The organism is Vibrio sp. QJM3NY_35, assembly GCF_057785915.1.
Genome location: NZ_CM173508.1, coordinates 1260981 through 1286977 on the forward strand (window position 1 = coordinate 1260981; position 25997 = coordinate 1286977).

22 protein-coding genes are annotated in these 25997 nt (G+C 45.0%); 12 read left to right on the forward strand and 10 right to left on the reverse strand.

Annotated elements, in window-relative coordinates; translation table 11 throughout:
• The first annotated feature begins 27 nt into the window (after nt 1–27).
• Nucleotides 28–1455 carry a DUF1214 domain-containing protein gene (locus tag AC3CH3_RS20975; protein ID WP_488538318.1) on the forward strand — a complete coding sequence of 476 codons (1428 nt, stop codon included), beginning with the start codon at nt 28–30 and terminating at the stop codon, nt 1453–1455.
• 228 nt (nt 1456–1683) lie between these two features.
• Here the strand turns inward: AC3CH3_RS20975 and AC3CH3_RS20980 are convergent, their stop codons facing one another.
• A complete protein-coding gene (locus tag AC3CH3_RS20980) occupies nt 1684–1881 on the reverse strand; it encodes an acetyltransferase (protein WP_488538319.1) in 198 nt (65 codons plus the stop codon).
• Between the two features lie 170 nt (nt 1882–2051).
• Here AC3CH3_RS20980 and AC3CH3_RS20985 point away from each other — a divergent pair, with 170 nt between their 5' ends.
• Nucleotides 2052–3101: a cysteine synthase A gene (locus tag AC3CH3_RS20985; RefSeq protein WP_050652688.1), complete on the forward strand. Its 1050-nt coding sequence runs from the start codon at nt 2052–2054 to the stop codon at nt 3099–3101.
• Between the two features lie 105 nt (nt 3102–3206).
• On the opposite strand, the gene AC3CH3_RS20990 is transcribed toward AC3CH3_RS20985, so the two are convergent.
• Complete coding sequence (locus tag AC3CH3_RS20990; RefSeq protein ID WP_428784932.1) at nt 3207–3773, reverse strand: helix-turn-helix domain-containing protein; 567 nt, start codon at nt 3771–3773, stop codon at nt 3207–3209.
• Nucleotides 3774–3872: 99 nt separating this feature from the next.
• On the opposite strand from AC3CH3_RS20990, the gene AC3CH3_RS20995 reads away from it, so the two are divergent.
• Both AC3CH3_RS20995 and AC3CH3_RS21000 read left to right on the forward strand, forming a co-directional pair.
• On the forward strand, nt 3873–5066 hold the full coding sequence (locus AC3CH3_RS20995) for a benzoate/H(+) symporter BenE family transporter (protein WP_488538320.1): 1194 nt from the start codon (nt 3873–3875) through the stop codon (nt 5064–5066).
• Between the two features lie 169 nt (nt 5067–5235).
• Entirely contained in the window at nt 5236–5625 is a 390-nt protein-coding gene (locus AC3CH3_RS21000) for a hypothetical protein (protein WP_054545708.1), read from the forward strand.
• A gap of 156 nt (nt 5626–5781) precedes the next feature.
• Here AC3CH3_RS21000 and AC3CH3_RS21005 read toward each other — a convergent pair whose 3' ends face one another.
• Nucleotides 5782–6714: a LysR family transcriptional regulator gene (locus AC3CH3_RS21005; RefSeq protein WP_488538321.1), complete on the reverse strand. Its 933-nt coding sequence runs from the start codon at nt 6712–6714 to the stop codon at nt 5782–5784.
• 267 nt (nt 6715–6981) lie between these two features.
• Here AC3CH3_RS21005 and AC3CH3_RS21010 point away from each other — a divergent pair, with 267 nt between their 5' ends.
• Both AC3CH3_RS21010 and AC3CH3_RS21015 read left to right on the forward strand, forming a co-directional pair.
• Entirely contained in the window at nt 6982–7749 is a 768-nt protein-coding gene (locus AC3CH3_RS21010) for a glycine betaine ABC transporter substrate-binding protein (protein WP_488539081.1), read from the forward strand.
• A 156-nt stretch (nt 7750–7905) separates the two neighbouring features.
• On the forward strand, nt 7906–8931 hold the full coding sequence (locus AC3CH3_RS21015) for a zinc-binding alcohol dehydrogenase family protein (RefSeq protein WP_488538322.1): 1026 nt from the start codon (nt 7906–7908) through the stop codon (nt 8929–8931).
• Nucleotides 8932–9013: 82 nt separating this feature from the next.
• Here AC3CH3_RS21015 and AC3CH3_RS21020 read toward each other — a convergent pair whose 3' ends face one another.
• The 7 genes from AC3CH3_RS21020 to AC3CH3_RS21050 form a co-directional block, all read right to left on the reverse strand.
• A complete protein-coding gene (locus AC3CH3_RS21020) occupies nt 9014–9637 on the reverse strand; it encodes a CIA30 family protein (protein WP_488538323.1) in 624 nt (207 codons plus the stop codon).
• Between the two features lie 59 nt (nt 9638–9696).
• Nucleotides 9697–9963, reverse strand: coding sequence for a DUF3081 domain-containing protein (locus tag AC3CH3_RS21025; protein WP_488538324.1), 267 nt, complete (start codon nt 9961–9963; stop codon nt 9697–9699).
• A gap of 275 nt (nt 9964–10238) precedes the next feature.
• Nucleotides 10239–11441, reverse strand: a complete 1203-nt coding sequence (locus tag AC3CH3_RS21030; protein ID WP_488538325.1) for a type III PLP-dependent enzyme — start codon at nt 11439–11441, stop codon at nt 10239–10241.
• Nucleotides 11434–13299: an IucA/IucC family protein gene (locus AC3CH3_RS21035; RefSeq protein ID WP_488538326.1), complete on the reverse strand. Its 1866-nt coding sequence runs from the start codon at nt 13297–13299 to the stop codon at nt 11434–11436. Before AC3CH3_RS21035 ends, AC3CH3_RS21030 begins: the two co-directional genes overlap by 8 nt.
• Nucleotides 13271–14488: an MFS transporter gene (locus tag AC3CH3_RS21040; RefSeq protein WP_488538327.1), complete on the reverse strand. Its 1218-nt coding sequence runs from the start codon at nt 14486–14488 to the stop codon at nt 13271–13273. The genes AC3CH3_RS21035 and AC3CH3_RS21040 overlap by 29 nt, the downstream gene beginning before the upstream one ends.
• A gap of 6 nt (nt 14489–14494) precedes the next feature.
• Nucleotides 14495–16306: an IucA/IucC family protein gene (locus AC3CH3_RS21045; RefSeq protein ID WP_488538328.1), complete on the reverse strand. Its 1812-nt coding sequence runs from the start codon at nt 16304–16306 to the stop codon at nt 14495–14497.
• Entirely contained in the window at nt 16303–17514 is a 1212-nt protein-coding gene (locus AC3CH3_RS21050) for an ATP-grasp domain-containing protein (protein ID WP_488538329.1), read from the reverse strand. Before AC3CH3_RS21050 ends, AC3CH3_RS21045 begins: the two co-directional genes overlap by 4 nt.
• A gap of 239 nt (nt 17515–17753) precedes the next feature.
• Between AC3CH3_RS21050 and AC3CH3_RS21055 the strand changes: the two genes are divergently transcribed.
• The 6 genes from AC3CH3_RS21055 (at nt 17754) to fecE (ending at nt 25945) form a co-directional block, all read left to right on the forward strand.
• Nucleotides 17754–19790: a TonB-dependent receptor gene (locus tag AC3CH3_RS21055; RefSeq protein WP_114634936.1), complete on the forward strand. Its 2037-nt coding sequence runs from the start codon at nt 17754–17756 to the stop codon at nt 19788–19790.
• A 188-nt stretch (nt 19791–19978) separates the two neighbouring features.
• Nucleotides 19979–22111, forward strand: a complete 2133-nt coding sequence (locus AC3CH3_RS21060) for a TonB-dependent receptor family protein (RefSeq protein ID WP_488538330.1) — start codon at nt 19979–19981, stop codon at nt 22109–22111.
• 87 nt (nt 22112–22198) lie between these two features.
• Complete coding sequence (locus tag AC3CH3_RS21065) at nt 22199–23176, forward strand: Fe(3+) dicitrate ABC transporter substrate-binding protein (protein ID WP_488538331.1); 978 nt, start codon at nt 22199–22201, stop codon at nt 23174–23176.
• Complete coding sequence (locus tag AC3CH3_RS21070) at nt 23173–24207, forward strand: FecCD family ABC transporter permease (protein ID WP_488538332.1); 1035 nt, start codon at nt 23173–23175, stop codon at nt 24205–24207. Before AC3CH3_RS21065 ends, AC3CH3_RS21070 begins: the two co-directional genes overlap by 4 nt.
• Nucleotides 24207–25178, forward strand: a complete 972-nt coding sequence (locus AC3CH3_RS21075) for a FecCD family ABC transporter permease (RefSeq protein WP_488538333.1) — start codon at nt 24207–24209, stop codon at nt 25176–25178. The genes AC3CH3_RS21070 and AC3CH3_RS21075 overlap by 1 nt, the downstream gene beginning before the upstream one ends.
• Before the next feature lie 2 nt (nt 25179–25180).
• Nucleotides 25181–25945, forward strand: a complete 765-nt coding sequence (gene fecE / locus AC3CH3_RS21080; protein WP_488538334.1) for a Fe(3+) dicitrate ABC transporter ATP-binding protein FecE — start codon at nt 25181–25183, stop codon at nt 25943–25945.
• Nucleotides 25946–25997: the final 52 nt, after the last annotated feature.

Consider the following 25997-nt stretch of genomic DNA (forward strand, 5'->3'; position numbering starts at 1 on the left):
TAAATAATATTTGACCTAGGAAATACCATGACAATTAAAAATAATGCTATAGCGGCGGTTGCAATCAGCGCCTCTCTAATAATGACTGGATGCCATCAATCCACCAATAGTGAATCTACTTTAATCGAATCCACAGAAGTACTAGAAATAACGGATGCAGCTCTGGAAGATATTGTGCTTCATTCCTATCAATATGTTGCAATGTATAACGTCAACAATAAATTTGCGTTATCACAGGGGGGATGGAACACTGTACATGCGGATACACAGCTTAAAGATCATACTCTTACAGATATAGCACGACCGAATAACGATACACTTTATGTATTTTCATTGTTAGATTTACGAGATGATGCGGTAATAATTGATGTACCAGCCTTTGATTCAAGCTATGCATCTTTAATGGTAACTGGTTATGATCACTATGTAACAGTGCCCATTTCAGTGACCAAAAATGATTTTCAAGTACCTGAAAAGGTGTTGTTTTATACGGAAAGAACTTCAGGTTATAGCGGAGAACCTGTGGAAGGAATCGATCGTAGTATTAAAGTCGATGGAGACTTCGTGTCCGCCGCTTTTCGTGTGATGCCTCATGCTAATGAGCCGGAAAAATTCACAGAGATTGCAGAGCAGATGCAAGGTATTGCCGTAGTCACACTTAATGAGTATCAAGGCAAGCCCGCTAAACCTGTCGATAGAACACCATTACCAGCGGTGGGGCGAACTGACTCTGATATCTACGCGAACAATTTTCTTGAAGTGATGCAGTTTGTTCTAAACCACACAACATTTGATACTAATGATCCATTAGATCAAGCTTATTTAACTGCGATGAAAAAGCTTGGTTTACAGCCCGGTAAAGCTTTTGATCAAGAAAAATCGATTGAGGTTGATGGCGAACGCTTTAGAGCCGCTGCCGATAAAGTAAGAATGGATATGTTTGCAAGAACGCAAGATCCAGTATTTACAGCTAAACATGGTTTAGATTTGTTTAAAACAAAAGGGGAGATAGATTTACATTTATTGGTTTTGCAATCAGTGATCGGGCCTGTTGGGTTACCTGCTTCAGAAGCCGTATACCCTCCGATTGTTAGTATGGATGGTGAGTCACTAAACGCAAAACATGATTATGTGATTAATATGAGTAAAGATGAGTTGCCGCCAGCAAAAGCCTTTTGGTCAGTGACATTATATGATTCTGAAAATGGTTTCTTTATTCCTAACGATCATATGAAATACAGTGTAGGCAAAAACTCTGGCATGGAATTAAACGCAGAAGGGGGGATTGATATTCACATTAGTGCGGAAAAACCGGCAGATGTGCCCGCTGAAAATTGGCTGCCGATTAACCGTCAAGACGAACGCCTAGACATTATCATGCGTATCTATGATCCAGAGCTAGAAGCATATAAGGAGTACTCTGTACCAAACGCGGAGCGTGTTACAGCGAGTTAAGTAAGCAGGTAAGTGGGCTTCTAAGTAGCCCACATATTGATAGGCCTGATTCAGTTAGACTGGGACAGCCCAGACTCCAATAGACATTTTTCGCCTATTCTGCGTAAGGTTACGGAAACAGAAAAACTTTTGTTTCCAAGAAGTGTAGCGGATGCATGAATTTAGCCACCGGACCAGATTTTTCACAATACAATAAATAACCCATGAAATGCTAATTTAGGAAAGTCGCTAACAAGGTTTTGTCCAGCATCGAGGTAACTCTTCCCCTGACATAAACATCAGTTCGGACTTTTTAAAAATCTCAGGGTCTTGCTGTTCTTCGCCTGCTTGAAACCGACCTTCGATACTGTCTTGAAATAAGTTGGTTAATTTGGTCATTTCAGTTACATCAACGAGGTCACCGCTTTTTTTCTCTTTTAGAAACATTTTTTTGCCCTCAACCTAATTGGTCACCCCTAATTATAATTGCTATTTGGAAAATGAGAGTCTTTTCAATTCCGGCACTTCTTGACTAAGCAGACCCCAGAGCTACGCTTATGATCATCGACAACCCAATCGATGAACAAACTTATCCTCAACAAATAAATGGAGTCGCGATGTCATCTGCCCATATTGCAAACAATCTCAGTGAACTGATTGGCGATACCGATCTTGTTAGAATCAACAGTCTTTCAGAGATATCAGGTTGTGAGATTCTTATTAAGTGTGAACACCAGAACCCGGGAGGTTCGATTAAAGATAGAGCGGCACTTCAGTTGGTTATGGATGCAATAGAAGCCGGTAAGCTTAAGCCGGGAATGACAATCGTTGAAGGTACTGCTGGTAATACGGGAATAGGCCTTGCTCTAGTCGCTAAATCCCTCGGTTACAAAATGTTGGTAGTGATGCCAAAAGGGCAGGCACAAGAGAAAGAGCGCATGATCTCGCTTTATAATGCTGAACTGTTATTGGTCGACCCTTGTCCTTTTGCAAACCCTGAACATTTTTACCACACGGCTAAGCGGATTGGTGTCGAAAATGAGAATTATTGGTGGGCAGATCAGTTTGAAAATCTCAGTAATTATCGAGCGCACTATTTAAATACTGGACCTGAGATCTGGCAGCAAACACAGGGGAATATTGATGCTCTAGTTTCAGTGGTGGGGACTGGTGGAACCATTGCCGGAAACTCACATTATCTATCTGAACAGAAACCCAATCTCGAAACTTGGTTGGTTGACCCAAATGGGTCTGGCATTTATTCGTTTCTCCGTAATGGACATTATCAATCCACAGGAAGCTCGTTCACGGAAGGCATAGGGATCATGCGAACGGTTGAAAACTTCAGGCAGGCAAAAATCAATCGTGCAATCACGCTGCCCGATCAGGATTTGGTGACGATATCCCGCCTTGTTGCGGAACATGACGGTATTCTTCTAGGAAGCAGTTCGTCGTTGAACGTAGCAGGTGCGCTATACGCTGCGGCTAGAATGGGGAAAGGGAAAACCATCGTTACATTTAGCTGTGACCTTGCTGAGCGTTCGTATTCGAAGCTGCACAACGAAGCGTTTCTGAAAGAAAAAGAGATACAGCTTAATAAAGAAAACCTTTCTCAACTATGGGCTCGTTATCAAGCAGAAGATGGCAGCATGGTCGTCAACGTATAGTCGTTCTCAGTGAATACTAGCCAGTGGGATGCCAGCTCTTTCGTTAGCGCTGAACATCCGTTAGCGCTAAACATCCGGTTATAGCCGTTATCACCAAATCCGGCACTATTGCTTGTTATTAGGGTAGTGAATCACATTATGAAATACGGCATTTCCTTCACCGATATTTTTGTAGCCATGGTTTTGGTTAGCATTGAAGCGAACGGCTTGCCCTGCTCGTAACGTATGCCACTCACCATCAAACATCACTTCCATCTCTCCCGAAATGCATAAGATGTGCTCAGTGACACCTGCGTTATGTGGGGCAGATTCATGCTGGTAATCGGGGGCTAGGGTGAGTTCGAATATTTCAAACCCTAGTGCTTCCTCAAAAGGAAACAACAAACTGACGAAAAAACCAATGTTGTATTCCTCATGCCTTAGTTCGTTTGCATCTCTGAATAAACTCGTCAGTTCATTGTTTGAGCTAGCAGCGATAAAACTCGAAAGTGACACTTCGAACCCAGAAGCTATCTGCCAGAGCTTAGCGACTGTCGGGCTGGATTCTCCACGTTCAATTTGTCCTAGCATTGCTTTACTCACGCCAGTTTCTCTCGCTGTTTTGTCTAAGCTCCAGCCTTTTTCTTGGCGAAGGCGTTTCAAGTTAACGCCGACTTTAATTTCTGTTTGCATATTTTCTCTACAAGTTTTTCAAAAATTAGTTGTGCGTTATAGCGCACGAGTGCTAAGTTCAGTCTATGGACGTTATAACGCACGAAGGAAGAAATTAACATGACTAAGCTAAAATTTTCTCACGTCAGTACCGGCTTTATCGCTGTTTTCATTGGTTATGCGAGCGCCGCGGCGATCATTTTCCAAGCGGCAATGAGTGCTGGAGCAACCGAAGAACAAGTGGCGTCATGGTTTTGGGCGGTGGGAATTGGCATGGGCGTAACCACGATACTGCTCTCGTTTCACTACAAGAAGCCTGTGGTTACAGCGTGGTCGACGCCTGGAGCTGCGTTGTTAATCACGTCTCTTGAAGGGCTGACAATGAATCAGGCCGTGGCCGTGTTTTTGTTCAGTTCGATGTTGATCACGTTAGTTGGATTAGCGGGGATATTTGAGAAAGTCCTAAAACAGATTCCAACATCGATTGCCTCTGCGATGCTCGCGGGGATTCTATTGCAATTCGGCTTAGGTTTATTCACGTCGTTAATGGAAGAGGTACAAGTCGTAGCGGTCATGCTCGCTGTATTTATTCTGGCGAAAGCGCGGTTAGGAAATTTACTGATCCCAAGCATTTTCATTATCGCACTGGTCATGTGTGTGGGTTTTGGCAAACTCGATGTCAGTCAGGTGACTATGGGATTAACGACCCCAGTGTTCATCACGCCCGATTTTGAGTTCTTTTCGTTGTTCAGTGTCGGTATCCCATTGTTTATAGTGACGATGGCTTCACAGAACTTACCGGGATTTGCGGTTCTAAAAGCGAACGGATACCAAGTCGATTCATCGAAGATCATTACCACTACGGGGGTGACAGGTTTGATCTTCGCACCATTTGGCGGTTTTGCGTATAACCTTGCTGCGATTACGGGCGCTATTTGCATGGGTCCGAATGCGGATAGTAATCCAAAGACACGTTATCTGGCGGGGATCTGTATGGGCGGGTTTTATTTGTTAGCTGGCGTGATGGGGATGTCATTTGTGTCGCTGTTTAGCGCCGTGCCCTCCGAGATTGTCATTGCGGTTGCTGGCTTAGCGGTGATGCCGACCTTGATGAATTGTTTAGCTGTTTCGATGGCAGACAACCACTATCGAGAGCCTGCGCTGCTTACTTTCTTATTCACTGCTTCTGGTACTAATTTACTGGGAATCGGCAGTGCATTTTGGGGTTTGTGCATCGGGTTGTTTTGTTGCTGGTTACACAATTATAAAGCTAAGTCGCGTGGAGTAGACAAGACTTCGCAAACTTCGTCGTAATGAGATGATCTCCCGGTGAGAGAAGCCTTTAATTTATCAGTCGTCATTATGGTGCCCTGTACTTGGTAAAAATATTCAAATCGAATCAGCCTTAGGTTGTGATTGAGATAGTATTTTGCTACAAAACGCGCATAATCTTGCTATACAACACTTAACGAAGAAATTACCTATGACTACCTTTCAATACTACTTCCACCAACTGCCTTGCTTCGACTGTAAAAAAACAACAGTAAGTACTGATCTTGGTTGGTTAACGCCTGCGATGAAAGAGGATGCTCTCGCTCAACTGACAGCGACTCTTGCGCAAGGTGAGATTACACCTGATCTTTCAGCAAACGTGGTCTGTACTAAAGAGGAAGCTCGTGAGTACCTACTACTAAACTTCTTCGGTTATTCAGAGGAAGAACTAGCAAGCGAAATTGAAGCTGATGATGAGAAAGAAGTCGCGGATGAAATAGCTGAGCTACTGGAAGAAGGCGAAGACACCATCACCTTCGAACATGAAATTGCTCTTCAGTGCTGTGCAGGTTGTGACGTTGTTGAAGACGAGTCAAACTAAACTCTTGTATTAAGGTTATTAAACCAAGTACTTGTAATAAAGTCAGTATGTTCATCATACCCATATGATGTTCAAATGATTAAAGGCGTTAGCGAATTGAAGTTCGCTAACGCCTTTTTTGTATCTCTACTTTTTATCTCTAAGCTGTATTAGATCCTATGATATTTTGCTTTCTATAATGCCTTGCTCACTAAGTTGCGAAAGGATCTCTGCGGTCTTCTCTCTGAATAAATCTCTCAGTAGACGCACAGTAGGGGTGATGGATTGACGACTTGGGCATACTAACCACAACTCTGTAGGTGTTGGTTTAAATTCAGGCATGACTTTAACTACTTCGCCTGAAAGCAGATGAGGGGACATGTCTAGACAAGATTTTATTGCCACTCCTTTACCCGCGATACACCAACGTCTTACAAGGTCAGCGTCGTTCGAAGCGCGGTTCCCTTTTAGTTTCACTTTATGATCTTGAGTGCCATCGTTGAATATCCACTCGTCTTGCAATATGTCATGAAGTTGGTAGAGCAAACCATTATGTTGAGTTAAGTCACTCGGGCGTTTTGGTGTTCCCATTTCAGCCAAGTATTCAGAGGCCGCACACAATATTCTGGGTACATCGCAGATTTTAAAGCCATACATGTTGGCATCTGTCGGGGAGCCATAACGCAGTGCCATATCAACAGAATCACGGTAAAAATCGATATTGCTATCGCTGATGCTAGTACGTAGTGCGGCGTTAGGGTATTCCAGTAAAAATTCATCAAGCCAAGGTGTGATTAAGTTTCGTCCTAGATCCGATGAAAGCGCGATACGAATTTCACCGTCAACAATACCAAGCTCTTCTCGCATGTTGAGCTTCGCTTGCTCCAACATTTTTAAGGCTTGTTCACACTCAGGTAAATAGCGTTCGCCTGCTGAAGAGAGCCTTAGGTGGCGCGTGGTCCTGACAAACAATTCAGCGCCTAACGCGGCCTCAACACGTTTCACGGCAGCGCTTGCGGTGGCAGTACGCATATCAAGGTTGGTGGCTGCTGCGGTGATACTGCGAAACTCCGCCACTTTCAAAATGACCTGTAAGTCTTCAAGAAGCATGTTATCTACCTGTATTGAATTATGTTCTAAATATGGGGTTGGGATATTTCCCGATCACAATCTGCAAATGGGTTATCTCTACTTATCGCTTCTAAGTTAGCTTCAAACACTTAATTGTCAAAATTAATTTGATAATAATTCAAATGTGAAGCTGTTTTTCATTAGTAATTTTCTCACTATCATTTCCCCTATCGACAACGTAGCGCAGTACACACCGTATGGACGAAGCCTACGATCTAGGGGGATAAGATGACTAAGACAATCACAATGGGTGTAACGGATTTGTCGTTCCACCGTACGACCGCTTCATTGGTTGCCAATGTATTGAAGACCATGGGTTTTGAGGTAGAGCGCATTTTCTCTCCACATCAGGAGAACTTTGAAAAGCTGAAAACAGGCCAAGTGGATATGCTTTCTTCTGCGTGGCTGCCATCAAGTCACGGCATCTACAAAGCGGGCGTTGAAGAAGTTGAACCGCTTATCGAGCTTGGGCTTCATTATGAACCTTATGCTTTGTGGGGCGTACCAGACTATGTGCCTGAAGAGGCGGTTTCTGAAATCTCTGATTTATTAAAGGCCGAAGTGATCGAGAAAATGAACTCGACCATCCAGGGTATCAACCCCGGTGCTGGTATCACACGCTTCTCTATCCAGATGATGAAAGACTATGGCCTGAGCGATGCTGGTTACCAGTTCTTTCCTGGCAGTGAAGACGATTGTTTCAGTGCCTTTGAAAGTGCGGTCGCAAACAAAGAGTGGGTGGTAGTGCCACTGTGGAAACCTCAGTTTTTGCACCATCGTTACGATATTCGAGAACTTAAAGAGCCTAAAGGCTTACTCGGAATCGTTGACAGAGCGGTACTGCTTTTAAGAGATGACAAGAAGCACTTGTTTAACGAAGAGCAGATTCAGAAGTTGGATTCCCTATCCTTCTCGAATGACATTATCGCCGAGCTGGATTACAAAGTTTGCCGTGAAGGTAAACCACAAGATCAAGTCACACATGATTGGTTGATTGAGAAAGGCCTGATTTAACCTCTCAGCCCTTGGCAATGCAGTTAGATGTCTGCATTACCCAGATAGCGGCAATACCATTATCAAAAATTATTTGAGAATTATTCAAATATTAGGCGGTTTATCTAGAGTGAAAATTGACTAAGATTAACTCGTCTAATTCAAGGAGAAAGCACAATGTCACTACCATCAAAAATGAAAGCTATCGGATTTACTCAATCACTTGCGATTACAGAGCAAGACAGTTTATTTGAGTTTGAAACGAGTCTGCCAGAACTAAAAAATAATGACTTGCTGGTAAAAGTGAGTGCGACTTCTATTAACCCTGCTGACGCAAAAATTCGTATTCGTAGTGCCAAAGACAAAACACTCGAACCACCAAAAGTGTTGGGTTATGACGCAGTCGGTGAAGTTGTTGGCAAAGGCGCTGACGTTGAAGGCTTCGAAGTCGGTGACCGTGTGTACTATGCGGGTGATGTAACACGTATGGGGGCTAACGCAGAATACCAAGCTGTGGACTACCGTATTACCGCTAAAGCGCCTACGAGTCTTTCTGATGAAGCTGCAGCCGTTATGCCACTAGCAACACTTACCGCTTGGGAAGCATTGTTCGACCGCTTGCGTGTTCGCCCTGAAGAGAAAAAGTCTATCCTGATCATTGGTGGAGCTGGCGGTGTTGGTTCAATTACGATTCAACTGGCTAAGCAACTGACCAACCTAAATGTTATCGCAACAGCTTCAAGACCTGAAACTGAACAGTGGGTAAGAGATATGGGGGCGGACTATGTGGTGAACCACCGTAACCTTGTCGAGTCTGTGCGAGAGCAAGGCATTCAACATGTCGACTACATCTTCAATGTTGCTGATACAAAAGGGCACTGGGATGCGATGGTTGAGCTGATTGCACCACAAGGCCTGATCAGTTCGATTGTAGAGTTCGATGGCGGGATTGACTTATCAGCGCTGCAAGGCAAATCAGCAGGCTTTATTTGGGAACTGATGTTTACACGTTCACTGTTCAACACCGACGATATCCAGAAGCAGCAAGACATCCTATTCCAAGCCGCGAATCTGATTGATGCGGGTCGTATTAAATCGACGCTGACCACGACCTTAAATAGCTTTAGTGTGGATACAATTAAAGATGCACACCAACGTATTGAAAGCAGTGCTTCTATTGGTAAAACAGCCATCAAATACTAATCGTTGACGGTTTAAATAGAAGAAGCCCTTGATATCTTGTTGTTAGTCAAAAAGGTATCAAGGGCTTTTGTTTGTTTTCGGTTTAGTCAGCTTCTGGTGATGGGATAGGTTGCGATGTTTTGAATTGAAGCTGTATTAGGTCTAGCTCAAAAGGCGAGGGCTGTTTGTCTGCAATCAAAAAGCCAATTTGCTTGATGTCTTGTGCCTTAAGTTCCGGGGCATCGCTCAGTAGCCGACCTCTGAACACCGCTTGAAAATCATTGAAGTGGAAGACCTTGTTTAGCTGCTCTCCCTTTATGGTATCGAAATCGTGTTTGTATTGAACTCGATTACCCTCCTTCCAAGTGGTGAACCTCAGTTGGTAGGTGCGACCATCACCAACGAATATCAGCTCTGCACTATCTATTTCATGGGCAGGTGATTCAATGGAGCGCTTTACAGAACTGAAACCACCATTATTTTCTAACGAGAGCTCTCCCCTAAATCGACTCATGTTATTAAGATAAATGAGCTCGCCTGTTGAGATGCCGCCCATTACATCGTCGTTAGTCACTGTCCCGTTTTGATGCTCACTCGCTTGTGTAAAGTCGATCATGTTTGTCCCTGTTGCATCTGCCTTAAGACTTAACGAATGTAGGCTGAGTAGAAGGAGTAAAGGTGTCGTTAACCTAAGGTGTAACCGCGTTTTACAATGGGTTCCGTTCATGAATTTCTCTACTCTTTCCCTGTAGACTATGCGTTATTTAGTCGATAGCGATGGGTAACTTATGAAGAAGGTTCAGTTTCAAGCATAGCGAAACAACGCTTGATGAAGTCTTCATAGTTCGATGCTTTGTCGTACTCGATCTTCAATGAGCCGTGGAACATTAGGGTCACGGTAACGTCTCTGTAGCTTAACCAACAGGTGTAACCGTCGTAATCGTGCCACGCTACCATCTCGCCCAATTGATATTTACTATCCATCTGCTTACCAGAGGAGCGAATGCTATCGAACACTCTGAGAAACTCTAAAATGGTGATTCTGTTATCCATGTACCACTCCCGCTGCGCAGTCGATGAAAAATGCTAAGTGCTTGTATTTGAATTAACTACGGTTTGGTTCTGCATTACGATCACTGTGGGGAGTCGGTTATTCAATCACTGCAGCTGTTTTGCAAAAGGGCTAAGATAAACAGATGAAAGGAGTTAGTAGACTTGAGTTTACTAACGCCTTTTTATTGAGTGCCTTTTATATCTAGTGTCTTTAGCTGGCTCTATGGAGTTTTAATTCAAACTATCAGTTAGAAATCATAGAGCACAGCGGATGCCTAGAAGTAATGAAACACCGGAGGTTCATGCATTAAGAAGTTTTGATGCGAGATGTTCCAAGCATAAGCGCCTGCTAGAGTGAACACCACATAGTCACCGATGTCGACTTGCTCGATATGTTGATTTCGTGCCAGAACATCTTTTGGCGTACAAAGCTGTCCAACCAACGTGGCTGTGGCATGGTTTATCGGATGTGAAATAGTGGGTTGCTGATTACTTTTCACGATTGTAAAAGGGTGGTCATGGCTTTGCGCTGCCGGAGTACGGAAATGATGCGTGCCACCACGGGCAATCACAAAATGCTCGCCAAGATTTTGCTTAATATCCAAGACCTCCATTACGTAATAGCCACAAGGTGCAGAGATGTAGCGGCCACATTCAAAACGCAGCTTCCAATCTTGTAAATGTTCCTTGGAAATCAGGAACTCCAATTTGTCGCAAAACTCCATCCAAGGAAAATGTTGTTTAGGGTTTTGGTAATTGATCCCCATGCCACCACCGAGGTTGATGATCAACTCATCGAGTGAGAACGTTTTTTGCCACTCTTTGACCACTTGGAAATAGCGTTGCATCAAGGCGAGGTGGCGATCAACGTCGAGTTGATGTGACATCAAATGGAAGTGAAAGCCTTTCAACTTTATTAAGGGGAAATCGCGTAGGTACATCAAGGCATTACTTAACTCACTCTCATCTAGGCCAAACGGGGTTGGCTTTCCTCCCATGGCTAATTTGCTAAGTGTGATGTCACCAATGTCTATGTTCATACGCAGGAAGATCGAAGCAGGTCGATTCAACTTTTGTGTTAAAGAACCAATGCGTTGTAATTCGGTGAGGCTCTCTACATGAATCGCATCAACATCGAGTTCAATTGCTTGCTCTAGCTCACTGGGCATTTTCCCCGGGCCACCAAAGATCAGTGGTTTGTCGAGTTGTTGTTGGTGGAGGTGTGTAAGCTCACCGCCTGATGCCGCTTCAAAACCATCAACATAAGGGGCTAAAGTGCGCAGTATTGGCGCAGAAGGATTTGCTTTCGCGGCATAAAATAGTTCGACGTTTTTTGGCAATACATGGCGCATCTGCTTAATGTGCAGCTCCAACGCATCGAGGTCATAAAGATAAGCACATAATGGTTGAGTTTGTTGCTTGGCCAATTGCTGTATTTCTTGATGGATAGAGGCAGAAAGTTGAGGAGAATTAAGCATGGTGAACTCCTTTTGAATGAGTTGGCCACGGTGCTGCAACTTGGGTGTAACCGGACTCTTTATCGGCATTTTGCATCAAACGTGTTGTGAAGTTATTTTTGCTTGGGAAATGACCATCGTTGAGCAATGCCATTAGCTCAGGTTGCTGACCATTGATCGACTGCCAGCGGACGATAGCGTCTTTTAAAGTTCCCCATAACGAGCTCTCAAGTGCCGAATTACCCTCAGCGATAAAGAAAATGGCCTCACTGATATTGTTTATGAAGGTGCAATAGCCAATACGGTTCCAACCTTGCTCACGGCTGTAGTACACCGATTGACGAGCATGTTCTGAAAGTTGCTGAAGTGTTTCTGATGGCCAAAACTCGCGTAGTAGCTTGGTACCTTCTAAGTCTCGAATCCATACACAGCAAGGCATGCCTTTTTCAAATCCAATCAACGTATTTTGTAAATGAGGTTCAAACGCAACCCCATGTTTGAAGTAGTAGTTAAAGACGCCTGGAATCAAACAATGCAGATAGCGCTCAAACCACAGCGTGGCGATATTTTCATATTGGGATTGTGTTGTTTGGGCTTTTTGTTTGAGTTGAGTGGCGATGCAACTGTTCCCGTCTGTATCGTAAGCAAAGAGGGCACCCGCTAACGTTGGTTGCAAAATATCGGTTTCGCTTAAGGTGAAATTCTCTCTATACAAAATACCAAACGACTCTCGAGCCTTAATAACATCCGCATATTCTTGTTCAGCCATAGATTCTAGATTCAATGTGGTTGCGTAAGGTTCTGTCATTACTTTGAATATTGGATTACGTAACTGTTCACTCTCTTTGATGGGATGCAGAATCGAGGTTAATTGAACGGCACTATCGAGCTCATACCATGCGTTTTTACGTACGCAGTTAGTTAAACGTACATTGATAGAGAACTTAGCAAACCAATCCATATCTGGGTGGTACAGAGTGCGCACGGATGAAGTGGGTAATAGTTTTTTATCACCTAATCCAAGCGGGATGATTTTGCCTTGTTCAATGGCCGTTTTGACCACTGGGTTTTGCAAAAGTGTGTAAACTTCCCAAGGGTGACAAGGGTAAAGCATGGTACCTGCTGAATTGTTTTCATCAGGTGCAAGTTGTTCAAGCATGGTAGTTGGTGAGGTACGGTCATCTGAACTCAAGACGTCGAGCAACGTAGTGTCGACCTTAAACCAATACAGGGGAACCTTAGCGCCAACCTCAGGGGAACACGCGAGCAGATCATCGATACTGACACCTGAACGACTCTTTGGCGTTGGATGAAAAGTATGTCCCCAAAGTAACGATTGCTCTGATGCGATAAACGCGTTGTGATGCTGAGGTGAGTTGTCTGAGTTTAGGAACTGCTCGGTAATCAACAAACTGTTTTCCATTTGCTCGAGCAACTCGTGATTGAATGGAATCGTCAGCATTTCTTTTAGGTAACTGAGTAGAAGCGTCAGGGCTTGAGTTGCGTCCAATTTGCACCAAGCTGCACCGGGCATTTTAGCCCAAGGTGTATCACTGAGCTTCACTTTCCCCAGTTTACTGGTGTACTCAACGGGTAAAACCATCAGACCATTTTTCTGAGGTTGATCTTGGTGAGGTAGGTGAATGGCCACGCGTTGGTGAGCGTTGTAGTTTCTTTTCAAAGTTTGAGGAAGAGAGGCCGAACTGTAGCACCAATTAACCTGTTTCTTTGGTATCGCGTATTCACGTAAGTAACAGTTCACCACGCCCATGATGGTATTGAGTTGGGCTTTTTCTCGGTTTAGCAGTACTTTTTTACGATTTTGAAGAACTTGGTCTTCATCGGAATATTCACTTGGAGATAATTGAGTCTGTAACATGTTGATGTCCAAATTTTGAATGGATGATCAGCGCGATAGCAGCAATGCCACTGACCAACATAGAAAGTATGAAAGGAACCTCAAGCCAGCCCTGGCTTGATATAAAAGAAGCGCTCAATCCAGCCGCAACGCCACCCCATTTAGACATAGCATCAAAGCGCGAAAATACTTTGCCGCTTTGTCGTCGATCAATTTGGTTTGCTAACGCTTGATGCAAGCCGTGATAACAGCAAACCATGCCAAGTCCGAAAACAATACGAGCAATAATCAACACTTCTTGATAAGGAGTGAGATGCATTGCTGCACTGAGTGAAAGCAAACCAAAGCCTAGCCATAAGGTACGCTGCGTTTGATTGCGTTCAAGCTGGTGGCGATCAACCCATTCTGAGAACAGATGAACTTTTCCTGCAAAGATCAGATAAATACCATGTGGGAGGGCATATAAAAAACCAATCCACGCTTGGCTTGTCACGCCATATTGCTGCACATAAGGCGAGAAATAGGGGAACGTGACGACCATGGCGAAAGCAAAGCTGAACTGCGCGCCAAACACCCAATAAAGCGTATTTAACGAATTGGTTTGGCTGCTTTGAGCTTTATTCGACGACTGATTTTTTACAATCCCCTTCGATTTCGCTAAGTCATCAATGGGTAATGTTAAGGTGATCAATAGCGCGAATAGCGGCAAAGCGGACAGCCACAGATACGCGTTCAGCGGGTTTGTTTCTGATAAGCTCCAGCCAAGCCCAATCGGAGCAATAATTAGCGCCAGACGGGCAGAAAGCTGAGTTTTATTAAGTGACTTACCGAGTGCTTTCGCATCGTTGATTTGACTGGATAAGTAGCTGTTTGAGGCGGCCATGGTGCCACCAAAGGTTCCTTGAATGATAAGACCAAACACAAACATTGCGAGGTTATCGGCTAAGCCACACAGCGCGAAGCCTGCTGCAAGCCCGAGTTGAGCACGCAATAGAGATCGACGTCTGCCATATTTATCAGCAAACTGACCCCAAAAGCGCGCCGCAACGGCAGTGCAAAAGGTCGGCAAAATAAACAGTACCCCCGCCCAATCCGAAGTAATGCTTGCATCCAGTGTTGGCAATACCATCGGCAAAAACAGCGGCATTCCTAAGGCTGCAAACGCGGCGATAAAGTGGCTTAAAAGCACGCAATAGATGAGTTTGGTCATGATGGGTTAACTCACGCTCTGCTTGATGTTTTCAAGGTAAGCGTGTTGTGCTTCTTCGCTGGTTAGCCATAAAAAGTTCGGTGCTGACAAGCCATAAAATTTATTGATATCGCTTGCGCCAGATGCCTCTTTAGACAACAAGCTCCCCGAGCTCAATAGATACTTAGCGTATAGGTTGGGTGATTCAAACAACATCTCGTTTGCGAGCTTGGTGTTGTGTCCTTGTTCATCCAACTGGTTAAGTTGTTGGGAGAGGCTATTGGCGACCACTTCATACAAATAAGCTGACGTGGCGATTCCTTTCGTCGCCATTGCTTCGACAATCGCGGCAATGTCTAACTGCAAAGTAATCGTGGTAAACATCTGACCAAGAGCAAGCTCGTTATCTACAGTGATACGTTGATCTAAAAGCTGCGCACATTTTACAGGCGATTGTTGTTCAAAGGTTTGGAAACGTTCTGGCCAAATACGCGCTGCATCGTTGTCTTTCATGGCTAAGGTCATCTTACCTTGCTCATCGAATGCAATGATGGCGTTTTGTTGGTTGGACTCCAAAGCGATACCGTAACGAATCCACAATGTAAGGTGCACTTTGCAAAGTAGATCAACGTAATCTTTAAACCAAGTCAGTGTATCTTGTTGATAATACTGTTCGGCGAGGTGTTCCAAGAACAAGCGTCCATCAGGCATTGGGCTGGCAAGGGCAGCAACAGGTACTAGTGCTTTGTCTTGGAAGTAACTCTGCGGGTATTCGCGCACAATGTAAGCAAAGGTTTTATCGTCTCCAACATGGCCGCCATGTTTCTCATAACAATGGAAAAACGTGCCATGTAAGTCTTTATCTGTTTGCTCTAAGTGCGTCAACAAACGCTCAAACCAATGCCCATTATAGAGCGTAGATGGTTTGATTAGGCGAATGTTTTTAGTACCCAAAGATCGCATGATCAGCGGCACCTTGATATGGACCTGTGGTGTTGTGTTCACGACCACAGTGCGCACTGACAGGGTTGGAGTTACCTCAAGATACGCAACCGGTGCTTCAATGACACCGTCAGGAATGCCATCAAGACTTCTTAGTGTTAATGGGTGTGCGGGGAATAACTCATGGCTAAGAGCAAAGTCGGCGGGCAGACCCACTTGCTCCATCGTTGGCCAACATTCAGGTGGTGGACTGGTCAATGTAACGAGTGACTTCTCGATTGCGAGCCAACGAAGTTCAAAGCTTTGTGCAAATTCTGGCGCGAATTGCTCTAGGTCGTGATCGCTTAAACCGAACTTAGCACGTGCTGTCGGGTAGTAAGGGTGGTCAAGATAGGATGCGATTTGATCGGCACGTAATAGCTTTTTCTCCCAACGTTCTAGTTGAGAAATCGGCTGCATGAGTGATTCGGATTGCTGACTGAAGGCGCTGTCACACAATCCTTTGTGTTTTTCTGCGCATTTGAGTTCTTGCAAATAACCATCTAATAACGAATGCGAGCTTTCGTGAGCACTTGCTTTCAATAATTCAATCCAATCTTGATAGTACTGCTGGCTTTCAACGACACCATTTCTCTCGATGAACCAACCATCACCTTCCGAGCCATCTGGTTGGCCGTATACCCAACGCTGCATGTAATAGCTGGGAGTAACGGGCAGGTAGAGTGTAAAGTCTGAACCCGCAAAAATAGCCCAAATTTGATTACGAGGATAAGAAGATAACTTGAGTGCACTCGGGAGCTGAGACTCAAATCGGCTTTGAGAAACTAATCCGAACAAATCTTCACGCAAGCAAGTATCGATTAGTCGCTGAGTGAGGTATAACGCGTTTTCATTCATGCTGTTACCTCGTTTGTTGCTGTTAGATTGAAGCGAGAGATTGCCTGTTGTAGCGCGGGTTCTAGTGTTCGACCAGAAGGAGAAACGACCGAAATTCTCGCTAAGTAATCCTTGTTGGAATAGCTTTGTTGGAACGTATCACCAACCTTTTTAAGCACTTGCTGCTGAATGACAATATCGCCCTCTTGGTGAATGAAAGAGGTTGATGACCCTTCAATTAAACCGCTTTGTTTGGCCACTACATAGTGCACAAGGGCACTGCCATCAATACGAAATGTAGGATCAAGCTTGTGACCCAAGTGAAGGCTTAAGATGGTATTGAACCAACTCCCGCCACAGAGCTTATCAAGCAAAAATTCTCGTCCATCACCAATACTTCGATAGTTGATTTCGACCAGTACAGGCCCCGAATCTGTGATGATGAATTCGCTATGACAGACACCAAACCCCACCCCGAATTCTTGAAGCTGACGTATACATTCATCACGGTAGTGAACGCTGTTAACACCATTCCAACTCGCCGCTGTTTCGATGAAGTAGGGTGGTGCTGAGAGCTCTACATCAAACCCACCAAGCGCGACCAAATGATCCCCGTCGCCAATGGTTTCGACAGTAATCAATGGGCCTTGCAAAAACGCCTCAACCAAGATGGGAGTAGTAGGGTGCCTTTGCCAAAACGTATCGCAATAGTTATCCAGCTCAGCCGCAGAATCGCAGCGCTGCACGTCTAAACTAGCCACGCCTTCCTTGGGCTTCGCAACAACAGGAAAATCGAAATCGAATACAGGATCGCTCTCTCGACTTAACAAAACACTTCGAGTATTAGGTAACGATTTTTCGTTGAGAACCTGACGAGTTAAGTATTTGTTTTTCGCCTTAATCGTCACGTTCCAATCTTTAGCGGGTAAACCAAAGAACTGTGCACAGATTGCGGTTGAGGTTTGTAGGTAGTCGCTGTTGCTGAACACAGCATGAGGTTCTAGATCTTGCTCTGTGATGATTTCGATGAGTTCAAGAGGGTTGAACACATCGCACTCTAGAATTTCATCTGGATTGAAGCGGTCATCTTCATTCGCCAGTTTTAAGTGGTTGAGCTTTTGGTCTGTGACTAAAACGACGTGGTGACCCATCGCTTTTGCTGTCGGCACGAAGCCATGAGTGACTGCGTCATTCACGACATGACTCACGATAATAATCGTAGATTTCATGGGGCTTTCCTAATTTTCTAACGTTGTTGTTACCTACTCACACATGACTTCCAAGCGGTCTCTTTCAAGGTTTAAGGAAAGAGTGTTTTGTTATAGCTTTGTTTTTATTGATTATTTTATCATTACGCTTATTGCATAAGGGAAACAAATATAGATCATAAAATTTATATTGCAAACACAAATGATATTTGTTTTCATTCGCACTACTGTGATTTTATAAACTAAAACGGAATTAGAAAATGAACATGAGATTGACCTTGTCCCCTCTTGCTTTGGCAATTGGCGGAGCCTTGGCGGCGGTGGCTGGTGTGTCAACTGCAGTGGCGGAAGAACAAGCTACTGTAGATGAAACAGTGCAAATTATTGGCCATCAATACGAAGGTTATGCAGAGCATATGCCTCAGTCAGGAACCAAAACGGATGTCGAGTGGTTAGATGTGCCACAAGCGGTATCGGTTGTTACAAAGACAGAAATGGAAGACCGTGGCGCGGTACGTTTAGTGGATGCACTTGATGGTGTCGCAGGGGTTAACAATACCCTGGGTGAGGGAAGCCGAGACCAATTTGTGATTCGTGGTTTTGATGCACTCAACGATATCTACCGTGATGGTATGCGTGATGACGGGACTATGCAATCGTACCGAAGCCTAGCGAATGTCGAACGTGTCGAAGTGGTAAAAGGCCCTGCGGGCGCACTTTATGGCCGAGGCTCCGCGGGCGGTATCATTAACTTGGTCACTAAGCGAGCTAACGGTGATAACTTCACCAACGTAAATGGCAGTGTTGGCAGCAACAATTTGTTTGTTGGTCAAGTTGATAGTTCGATGGCGTTTACTGACAAGGTCAGTGGTCGTATCAACGTGGAAAGTCGACAGTCTGATTCCTATGTAGACCATGTCGACTCTAATGATTTCTTTATTGCGCCAACAATTCGAGTGATGCCTTCTGATGGACACATTATTGATCTCGATGTCGAATATGCTCACCAAGAGTTGGTGCCATATCGTGGTGTTCCATCAAAGAATGGTAAGCCTGTCGACGTCTCTGAAAGCACGTTTTACGGTGGCACGAACGATTATCAAGAGTCGGACAGCATTCGTGTTGGCGTTAATTATGAATGGCTTTTGAATAGCGAATGGGCATGGACAAACCGCGCAGCATACAACCATATCGAACTTGAGCAAAAGGGTACACGCCAAGGGACGGTAACTGGGAATGGAGTATCTCAGAGTGTAAATAACCTCGGTTACGACCCTCGTACCACGACGACTCTTCAATCTGAACTAGTTTGGGAAACGGATTCGAACCAAATGATGATCGGTGCGGATTATAATCAGATCAATATCGACCTAATGCTCGCAAGAGATGAAACCTTACCTCCGAAAGATATCTATAACCCTGTAGCAGGCCCAACGCCTGATCCGGGGTTTAAACCTTCCCGTGATAACACCACAACGACGACAGGTGTTTACATTCAAGACGTTTACACCTTTGGTGATCTTTCAGTGATCGGCAATGTGCGTTACGACTCGATGGAGCTTGAACAGCAAAAAGCGGGCTCAGCAAAAGAGAATCTAGACGATGACAAAGTGAGCTACCGTGGTGGTTTGGTCTACCGTCTCAACAATGATATGTCAGTGTACGCAAGCTTAGCTCGCTCATGGCAATTGCCTTACTCGGGTATTTATATCAATCCTAAATTGGCTGAATTCTTCCATACGGATCTAAAAGAAGTGGGTGCAAAAGCTTACTTACTAGATAACGCCTTGATGCTTAATGCCGCGGTCTTCCAAATTGATCAAGAGCAACCAGAAACGAATATAGACGGAGACGTTGTTAACAAGATCGAAGCTCGCCACCAAGGTATTGAGCTAGAAGCTCGCGGTCAATTTACTGAGCAGTGGGATATTTCGGTGGGTTATAGCTACCTCGATGCAGAAAACAAAGAGACAGGCAAAAAGCCGAACGATGTGTCTGATCACCTGTTTTCGCTTTGGAGCACTTATCAGCTAGACGATAACTGGCGTTTAGGTGGTGGCGTGAAATACGTAGGTGACCGTTACGCGGGTAATGATGAAGCGGTAGCTCTGGGTGACTACACCACGGTTGACTTGATGGCAGCGTACACCACGGGTCGTCACAAAGTTCAAGCGAACGCTTACAACGTGCTTAATGAGAAATACATTCTGGGTGCAACCAACGGCACGTCTGGTACTAACCAGATTGGTTACGGAGCGCCAGCCGAATTCATGCTCAGCTACGGCTATCAGTTTTAAAAGCTAATTATGTTCTAAGAATGAGTTCATTTCTAAGAGCTCTTTCTACTCTAAAAACGATTGTTTTGTTCGCTACGAATGAGTGAACAGTTGGTCTTATTTTGAGGCCATTTAGCCCATAGGGTCAAAGCGCCGATATAACCGAAAACACGGCCTTTGATCCTAACCTGCCTACTTAGGAGATTTTCATGCCTTACCAGAATTTGGATGGTAAACCCTGTACTCAATCACACCAAAAGTTGCGTCTAAGTACCCTTGCAATGGCCATCGCTTCAGTGACTTCCATGAGCGCATTTGCAGCGTCTGATCCTCAAACAACGACTATGGAAACGGTTGTCGTGACAGGTAGCTTGATCGGTAACTCAGAGCTAGAGGATGTGAAAGAGTATCCGGGAGCGCGTACCGTTCTAACTAACGAACAAATTAAAAAGACTGGCGCACTTTCGATTGATTCGGCCTTCCAAAGTGTACCGGGCATTAAGGTTCAAGACGAAACGGGTACGGGTGTATTGCCTAACATCTCGGTGCGTGGCTTGAAAGCCAGCCGCAGTGGTCATGCTCAATTTCTAATGGACGGTGTGCCACTGACTCTTGCGCCTTATGGTCATACAGGACAATCTATTTTCCCTGCGACTCTGTCGATGCTTGACCGAATTGATATCGTGCGTGGTGGCGCTGCTGTGCAGTATGGGCCAAACAACGTGGGTGGTGTGATTAACTTGGTGACTAAGCCTATTCCACACGAGTGGCAAACGGAAATCAGTAATCGCTTTAGTGTATTCGAGGGTGGCGATACGCCACTTAATGATTTTTACCTGCGCACGGGTGGCTGGTTAACCGATACGCTTGCGCTTCAAGTCGAAGGTAATTTTCTAAAAGGTGAAAGCTTCCGTGAACACTCCGACACCGATGTCAAAAACTTCCAAGCTAAGTTGCAGTGGTTACTGAGTGATACTCAAGAACTACAAGCTTTCGTGCAGCGTTATGATGCCGACACGCAAATGCCGGGCGCTTTATCGCCAGAAGATTACGAGAATGACCGTACCCAATCGAAGCGCCCTTATGATGAGTACCAAGGTAAATCGACACGTTGGAGCTTAAAGTACTTACATGATTTGAATATTGCTGATAGTGCAGAGCTAGAAGTACTGACCTTTGGCCATCGTTCTGAGCGTTTCTTCCAGTGGGGTTACAACAGTACTAAAGGTGTGGAGTGGTCTGATCCGTCGCAGCCATCTACTGATATTCGTACGTCACCACGTGAATTTAAGGTGTATGGGGTAGAGCCGAAACTCGCGATGTATTTTGACGGTAATACCGTGACGCAAAATGTGATTGTGGGTGCGCGCTATGTTAACGAAGACATTGATTACAAGCTCACTCAAACATCAATTTCTAGTGGAGTAACCACAACGCCACGCGATTGGCATTTAGATACTGACGCTTTCGCAGGCTATATCAGCAATGAAATTGGCTTGTTTAATGATGTATTAAAGGTAACACCTGGTATTCGCTATGAATCAATAGATATGGCATTTTACGATCTAGGTAAGGCAGAAAAGACAAATAACAAAGTGACAGAATGGTTGCCTGGTTTAACGGTGGCGTACCATCTAACTGAACAATGGGTAGGTTATACCAATGCTCAGAAATCTTTGCGAGCACCACAAATTGCTTACATCCGTGGTAAAGGTGAAGAGGGCAGTGAACTGGCATGGAGTTATGAGTTGGGTGCTCGCTACAACCAAGATTCAACCAGTTTCAATGTAGCGCTTTACCGAATCGATTTTGAAGATCAGCTTCAATGGCAAAAAGCGACTGAAACTTTCGACAATATTGGTAAAACCCTCCATCAAGGTGTTGAACTCTCTGGTCGTTATATTCCTCAAGCGATGCAAGCTCTGAGTTTAGGCGCTGGCTATAACTACTTAGATGCAACTTTAGAGGAAGAGGGTGCAAACAAAGGTAATCAACTTCCATATACGTCTAAGCATCAATTTAGCTGGGATGCGACTTACGCGTTTAGCAAGGTAGATACGACTTTATCTGGTTACTACTTTAGCGAATCTTATTCTGACAATGCGAATACAAGTGCCGAAGATGCAACGGGCGCGACAGGTAAAGTGCCTGCCTACATGGTCTGGAACTTTAACCTAGGTTCGGATTTGTACAAAGATGAAAACAGTAAGCTGCGCATGAACTTTGCGGTGAACAACCTGTTTGATGAGGACTATTACTTCCGCGGTATTGATACCAGCCCGGTTGGTCGTTATCCAGCACCAGGGCGCTCTTACACTTTGGATCTGAATTATCAGTTCTAATACGTAATTTATTGAAAGTAATAACGAATAAAAGTCGCCAATACTCTTGGCGGCTTTCACGGTTCTAGCGTTTAAGGAAAATTAAATATGGAAAACAGCTCCCGACTCTTGTTTTCGAATCCATTGCAGCTGTCGAACGGACTGCTGTCATTTAATCGGCCGTTTTTATTCAGCAGGATAGCAATAACCTTAGCTTTGCTGATTTTAAGCTTGTTCTCATTCTCCAGTTCAGCACAAACCAGGGTCATACAAGACGAGCAGGGTCAGTTTGAGATAGCGACTACCCCGCAACGTATTGTGGTGTTGGAGTTTTCATTTGTAGATGCACTCGCTGCGGTGGGTGTTTCTCCTGTTGGTGTTGCTGATGACAATGATGCTTCGCGAGTGATTCCGGCGGTACGTGAATTGGTTCAACCATGGGAATCGGTTGGCATGCGTTCTCAGCCTAGCCTAGAAGCCATTGCGGTATTAAAGCCTGATCTAATCATTGCCGATGCAGAGCGTCATCGTACGGTCTATCAAGATCTACAACGCATCGCACCAACTCTGCTGCTCAAAAGCCGTGGTGAGACTTACCAAGAGAATTTGGAGTCTGCGCTCAAGATTGGCATCGCTCTCGACAAGCAATCGTCAATGGAACAACGAATTCAACAACATCAAAACGCCATGGCTGAATTTAAAAGTCATTTCTCGCTCAAACAAACCGTCCAATTCGCTGTCGTGTCGGATAAAGGTATGTGGTTACATAGCCCTGCATCTTACGCAGGGGGCGTGCTGACCACATTAGGCATTGCGAGCCCTATTGTGAAACCAACAGAGAAGGCATATTTACCAACCAGCTTTGAGTTGTTGTTGAAAACCAATCCGGATTGGTTGCTCCTTGGTGCTTACTCTCATCCAAATATTGTTGATGATTGGCAGAAAAATCCGCTATTCAATGTACTTACCTCTGCAAAAAAACAGCAAGTTGTAGAAGTGTCACCAGCACTTTGGTCATTGAACCGAGGCATGTTAGCGGCAGAACAAATGGCGAAAAATCTTGAGCAGATCTTGGATCCATCATGAGTACGATGTTGTTCTCTAAAAGTAAGCGATTCTGGCCAATACTGTCGTGGCGAGTCATATTATTTACGGCATTAGTGTCGTGTTTGGCACTGTCTGGTTACGCGGCCTCTATGACTGGGTGGTCTAATTTCTCTTTAACATTGAGTGACTTGATTCACTACTGGTTTGCGTTTGATGAAAACAATATGACTCATCAAATATTGGCGACGCTAAGAGCACCAAGAGCTTATGCGGGGCTATTGATTGGTGCGAGCTTGGCAGTCGCTGGGTTATTGATGCAAGGTTTGACGCGCAATCCACTCGCGTCTCCGTCGATTCTTGGCATTAACGCTGGCGCAGCCTGTTTTATGGCGTTAGCTGCAATAGGCATACCTGTGGTTAGTGATTTAAACCCAATCCTTAATGCGGTTCTTGGTGCATTGCTAAGCGGCGGTGCCGTGATGCTCCTCGGTGGTTTTTTCTCTGCACGTTCTCATCCGCTACGTTTGGTTCTCGCGGGTATAGCCATTACTGCGTTATTGCTCGGACTGACACGAGCGGCGCTGATTCTTGCTGACGATATGGCCTATAGCGTCTTGCATTGGCTTACTGGCTCACTGTCTAGTGTGGATGATGAACAATGGCGAATGTTGTGGCCGCCCATAATTGTTGGGCTAGGGTTAGCTATTAGCTTGGCGCGTAACCTTAATTTACTGGCGCTTGGTGAGGAGGTTGCGGTTGGGCTAGGCAGCAACATCCGCCTTACGCGATTCATTTGTAGTGTGACCATTGTTTTGCTGGCGGGCGCGAGTGTCGCTATTGCCGGGCCTATTGGCTTTGTCGGATTGTTAATTCCCCACTTAGTTCGTCCTATGGTTGGGCACAATTACCATTTACTGACTCCTATTTCCGCATTGGCAGGCGCAGCATTAGTCTCTTGGTCAGATGCGCTGTCTCGAGCGATTGCTTTCCCGACTGAAACACCCGTTGGTGTTATTACTGCTTTGCTCGGAACACCTTGTTTTATTTTGATTGCGACGAGGAGATCTTAATGCACCATTACACTAAGATAGTTTTGTTATCAGGGATTCTCATATTAGTGGCATCCGCAGGTTTGTTTGTCGGCGCAGCTTCGCTTTCTGTTTCTCAAGTCATCGAACATTTGGTCGCGTTTTCCAGCGACGACTTTGTTATCCATCAGTATCGGCTACCACGTATGTGGCTCGCGATAAGCGTGGGTGCAGGGTTAGGGCTTTCAGGGGTATTAGTGCAAGGCGTGATACGTAATCCGTTAGCATCGCCTGATCTTATGGGTATTAGCGCTGGGGCAGGACTTGCTGCGACAGCGAGTTTAGTTTGGTTCCCCAATGCACCAGTCAGTGTGCTTCCGGTTGTGGCGATGTTCGGTGGGGTATTGGCTGCTGGGCTGGTTTTTGTATTGGCCTGGTGGTCAAGGCCAACACCCGCCAAATTGGCGCTGATTGGTATTGCGGTGAGTGCGTTTCTGGCCAGTTGTATCGACTTCTTGCTAGTCACCAACCCAATAGAGATCAACACGGCCATGGTGTGGCTAACAGGCAGTCTTTGGGGCAGAAATTGGCAGCAAGTCCCGTATATTTGGAGTGCACTGCTCTTGTTGTTACCCATGGCATTATGGCTTGCTTGGCGATTAGATGTGATGGGGCTTGGCGAGGAAAGTGCAACCACATTGGGTACTAAGCCAAAACAGATTCAGGCTCTCGCTTTATTGGCCGCTGTATTGCTTGCCAGTGTTAGCGTTTCTGTTGCGGGAACAATAAGTTTTGTGGGTTTATTGGCACCTCACTTAGCACGCTTGTTGTTTGGACATAATCATAAGTTGTTAATCCCAGCATCTGCACTGGTAGGGGCAATTCTGGTTACAGGCGCTGATGGGTTGGCCAGAGGTCTACAACCACCTATTGAATTGCCAGCAGGCGTTCTCACGTCTGTGATTGGCGCGCCATATTTCATCTTTCTTCTCTATCGTTATCGAGGTTGGTAACTATGCTTAAAACGCAGAATCTTTCCGTCGCGTACGGCAAACAAACGATCATACCGAACCTGTCGGTTTCTATCCCTAAGGGAAAAATCACCGCATTGATAGGACCTAACGGGTGCGGTAAATCCACCTTATTAAAGACGTTAGTAAGAATTAACAAGCCAGTGGCTGGAGAGGTGTTGTTTGAAGACAAACCGCTATCAAGCTACGGCGATAACGCGCTCGCTCGTTCGTTGTCACTTCTTCCGCAAATCTTGGTCAGCCCGGAAGGGATCACGGTCAGAAAATTGGTCGAATATGGCCGTTCGCCCTATGTATCCCATTGGGGAAGGTTAGGACAGGACGATCAAAGGATTGTCGAGCAAGCAATGCGAGATACAGGTGTGCTCGAGTTTGCTGATAAGCCTATTGAGTCATTGTCTGGTGGCCAGCGTCAAAGAGCATGGATTGCGATGGTAATTGCGCAAGATACGGATGTCGTGATGTTGGATGAACCGACCACATACCTTGATATGTCTCACCAGGTGGAATTAATGAACCTGATGCAACAGATGAATGCTAAAGGGAAAACGGTGGTTGTTGTGTTGCATGACCTGAACCAAGCCAGTCGTTATTGCGACCATTTAGTGGTTTTGGAAAAGGGACGCTTAATCGCAGAGGGCTCGCCTGATGAAGTGATGACCGAAACCATGCTCAGTAACGTATTTGATCTCAAAGCGAGCGTGTTTCGAGACCCTATTTCAAATACACCAATGTGTGTCGCGATTTAGGAGGCTATCAGACAGCTGGAAAGGATGGATACTTATTCCTTAATACCTTTGG

Bases quoted from the DNA above. Each gene is read 5' to 3' on its own strand.
- AC3CH3_RS21045 (WP_488538328.1), bottom strand. From the start codon at position 16,306: ATGAATGAAAACGCGTTATACCTCACTCAGCGACTAATCGATACTTGC.
- AC3CH3_RS21010 (WP_488539081.1), top strand. From the start codon at position 6,982: ATGGGTGTAACGGATTTGTCGTTCCACCGTACGACCGCTTCATTGGTT.
- AC3CH3_RS20995 (WP_488538320.1), top strand. From the start codon at position 3,873: ATGACTAAGCTAAAATTTTCTCACGTCAGTACCGGCTTTATCGCTGTT.
- AC3CH3_RS20990 (WP_428784932.1), bottom strand. From the start codon at position 3,773: ATGCAAACAGAAATTAAAGTCGGCGTTAACTTGAAACGCCTTCGCCAA.
- AC3CH3_RS20980 (WP_488538319.1), bottom strand. From the start codon at position 1,881: ATGTTTCTAAAAGAGAAAAAAAGCGGTGACCTCGTTGATGTAACTGAA.
- AC3CH3_RS21025 (WP_488538324.1), bottom strand. From the start codon at position 9,963: ATGGATAACAGAATCACCATTTTAGAGTTTCTCAGAGTGTTCGATAGC.
- AC3CH3_RS20975 (WP_488538318.1), top strand. From the start codon at position 28: ATGACAATTAAAAATAATGCTATAGCGGCGGTTGCAATCAGCGCCTCT.
- AC3CH3_RS21005 (WP_488538321.1), bottom strand. From the start codon at position 6,714: ATGCTTCTTGAAGACTTACAGGTCATTTTGAAAGTGGCGGAGTTTCGC.
- AC3CH3_RS21060 (WP_488538330.1), top strand. From the start codon at position 19,979: ATGCCTTACCAGAATTTGGATGGTAAACCCTGTACTCAATCACACCAA.
- AC3CH3_RS20985 (WP_050652688.1), top strand. From the start codon at position 2,052: ATGTCATCTGCCCATATTGCAAACAATCTCAGTGAACTGATTGGCGAT.
- AC3CH3_RS21020 (WP_488538323.1), bottom strand. From the start codon at position 9,637: ATGAACGGAACCCATTGTAAAACGCGGTTACACCTTAGGTTAACGACA.
- AC3CH3_RS21050 (WP_488538329.1), bottom strand. From the start codon at position 17,514: ATGAAATCTACGATTATTATCGTGAGTCATGTCGTGAATGACGCAGTC.
- AC3CH3_RS21040 (WP_488538327.1), bottom strand. From the start codon at position 14,488: ATGACCAAACTCATCTATTGCGTGCTTTTAAGCCACTTTATCGCCGCG.
- AC3CH3_RS21015 (WP_488538322.1), top strand. From the start codon at position 7,906: ATGTCACTACCATCAAAAATGAAAGCTATCGGATTTACTCAATCACTT.
- AC3CH3_RS21075 (WP_488538333.1), top strand. From the start codon at position 24,207: ATGCACCATTACACTAAGATAGTTTTGTTATCAGGGATTCTCATATTA.
- AC3CH3_RS21070 (WP_488538332.1), top strand. From the start codon at position 23,173: ATGAGTACGATGTTGTTCTCTAAAAGTAAGCGATTCTGGCCAATACTG.
- fecE (WP_488538334.1), top strand. From the start codon at position 25,181: ATGCTTAAAACGCAGAATCTTTCCGTCGCGTACGGCAAACAAACGATC.
- AC3CH3_RS21000 (WP_054545708.1), top strand. From the start codon at position 5,236: ATGACTACCTTTCAATACTACTTCCACCAACTGCCTTGCTTCGACTGT.
- AC3CH3_RS21030 (WP_488538325.1), bottom strand. From the start codon at position 11,441: ATGCTTAATTCTCCTCAACTTTCTGCCTCTATCCATCAAGAAATACAG.
- AC3CH3_RS21035 (WP_488538326.1), bottom strand. From the start codon at position 13,299: ATGTTACAGACTCAATTATCTCCAAGTGAATATTCCGATGAAGACCAA.
- AC3CH3_RS21065 (WP_488538331.1), top strand. From the start codon at position 22,199: ATGGAAAACAGCTCCCGACTCTTGTTTTCGAATCCATTGCAGCTGTCG.
- AC3CH3_RS21055 (WP_114634936.1), top strand. From the start codon at position 17,754: ATGAACATGAGATTGACCTTGTCCCCTCTTGCTTTGGCAATTGGCGGA.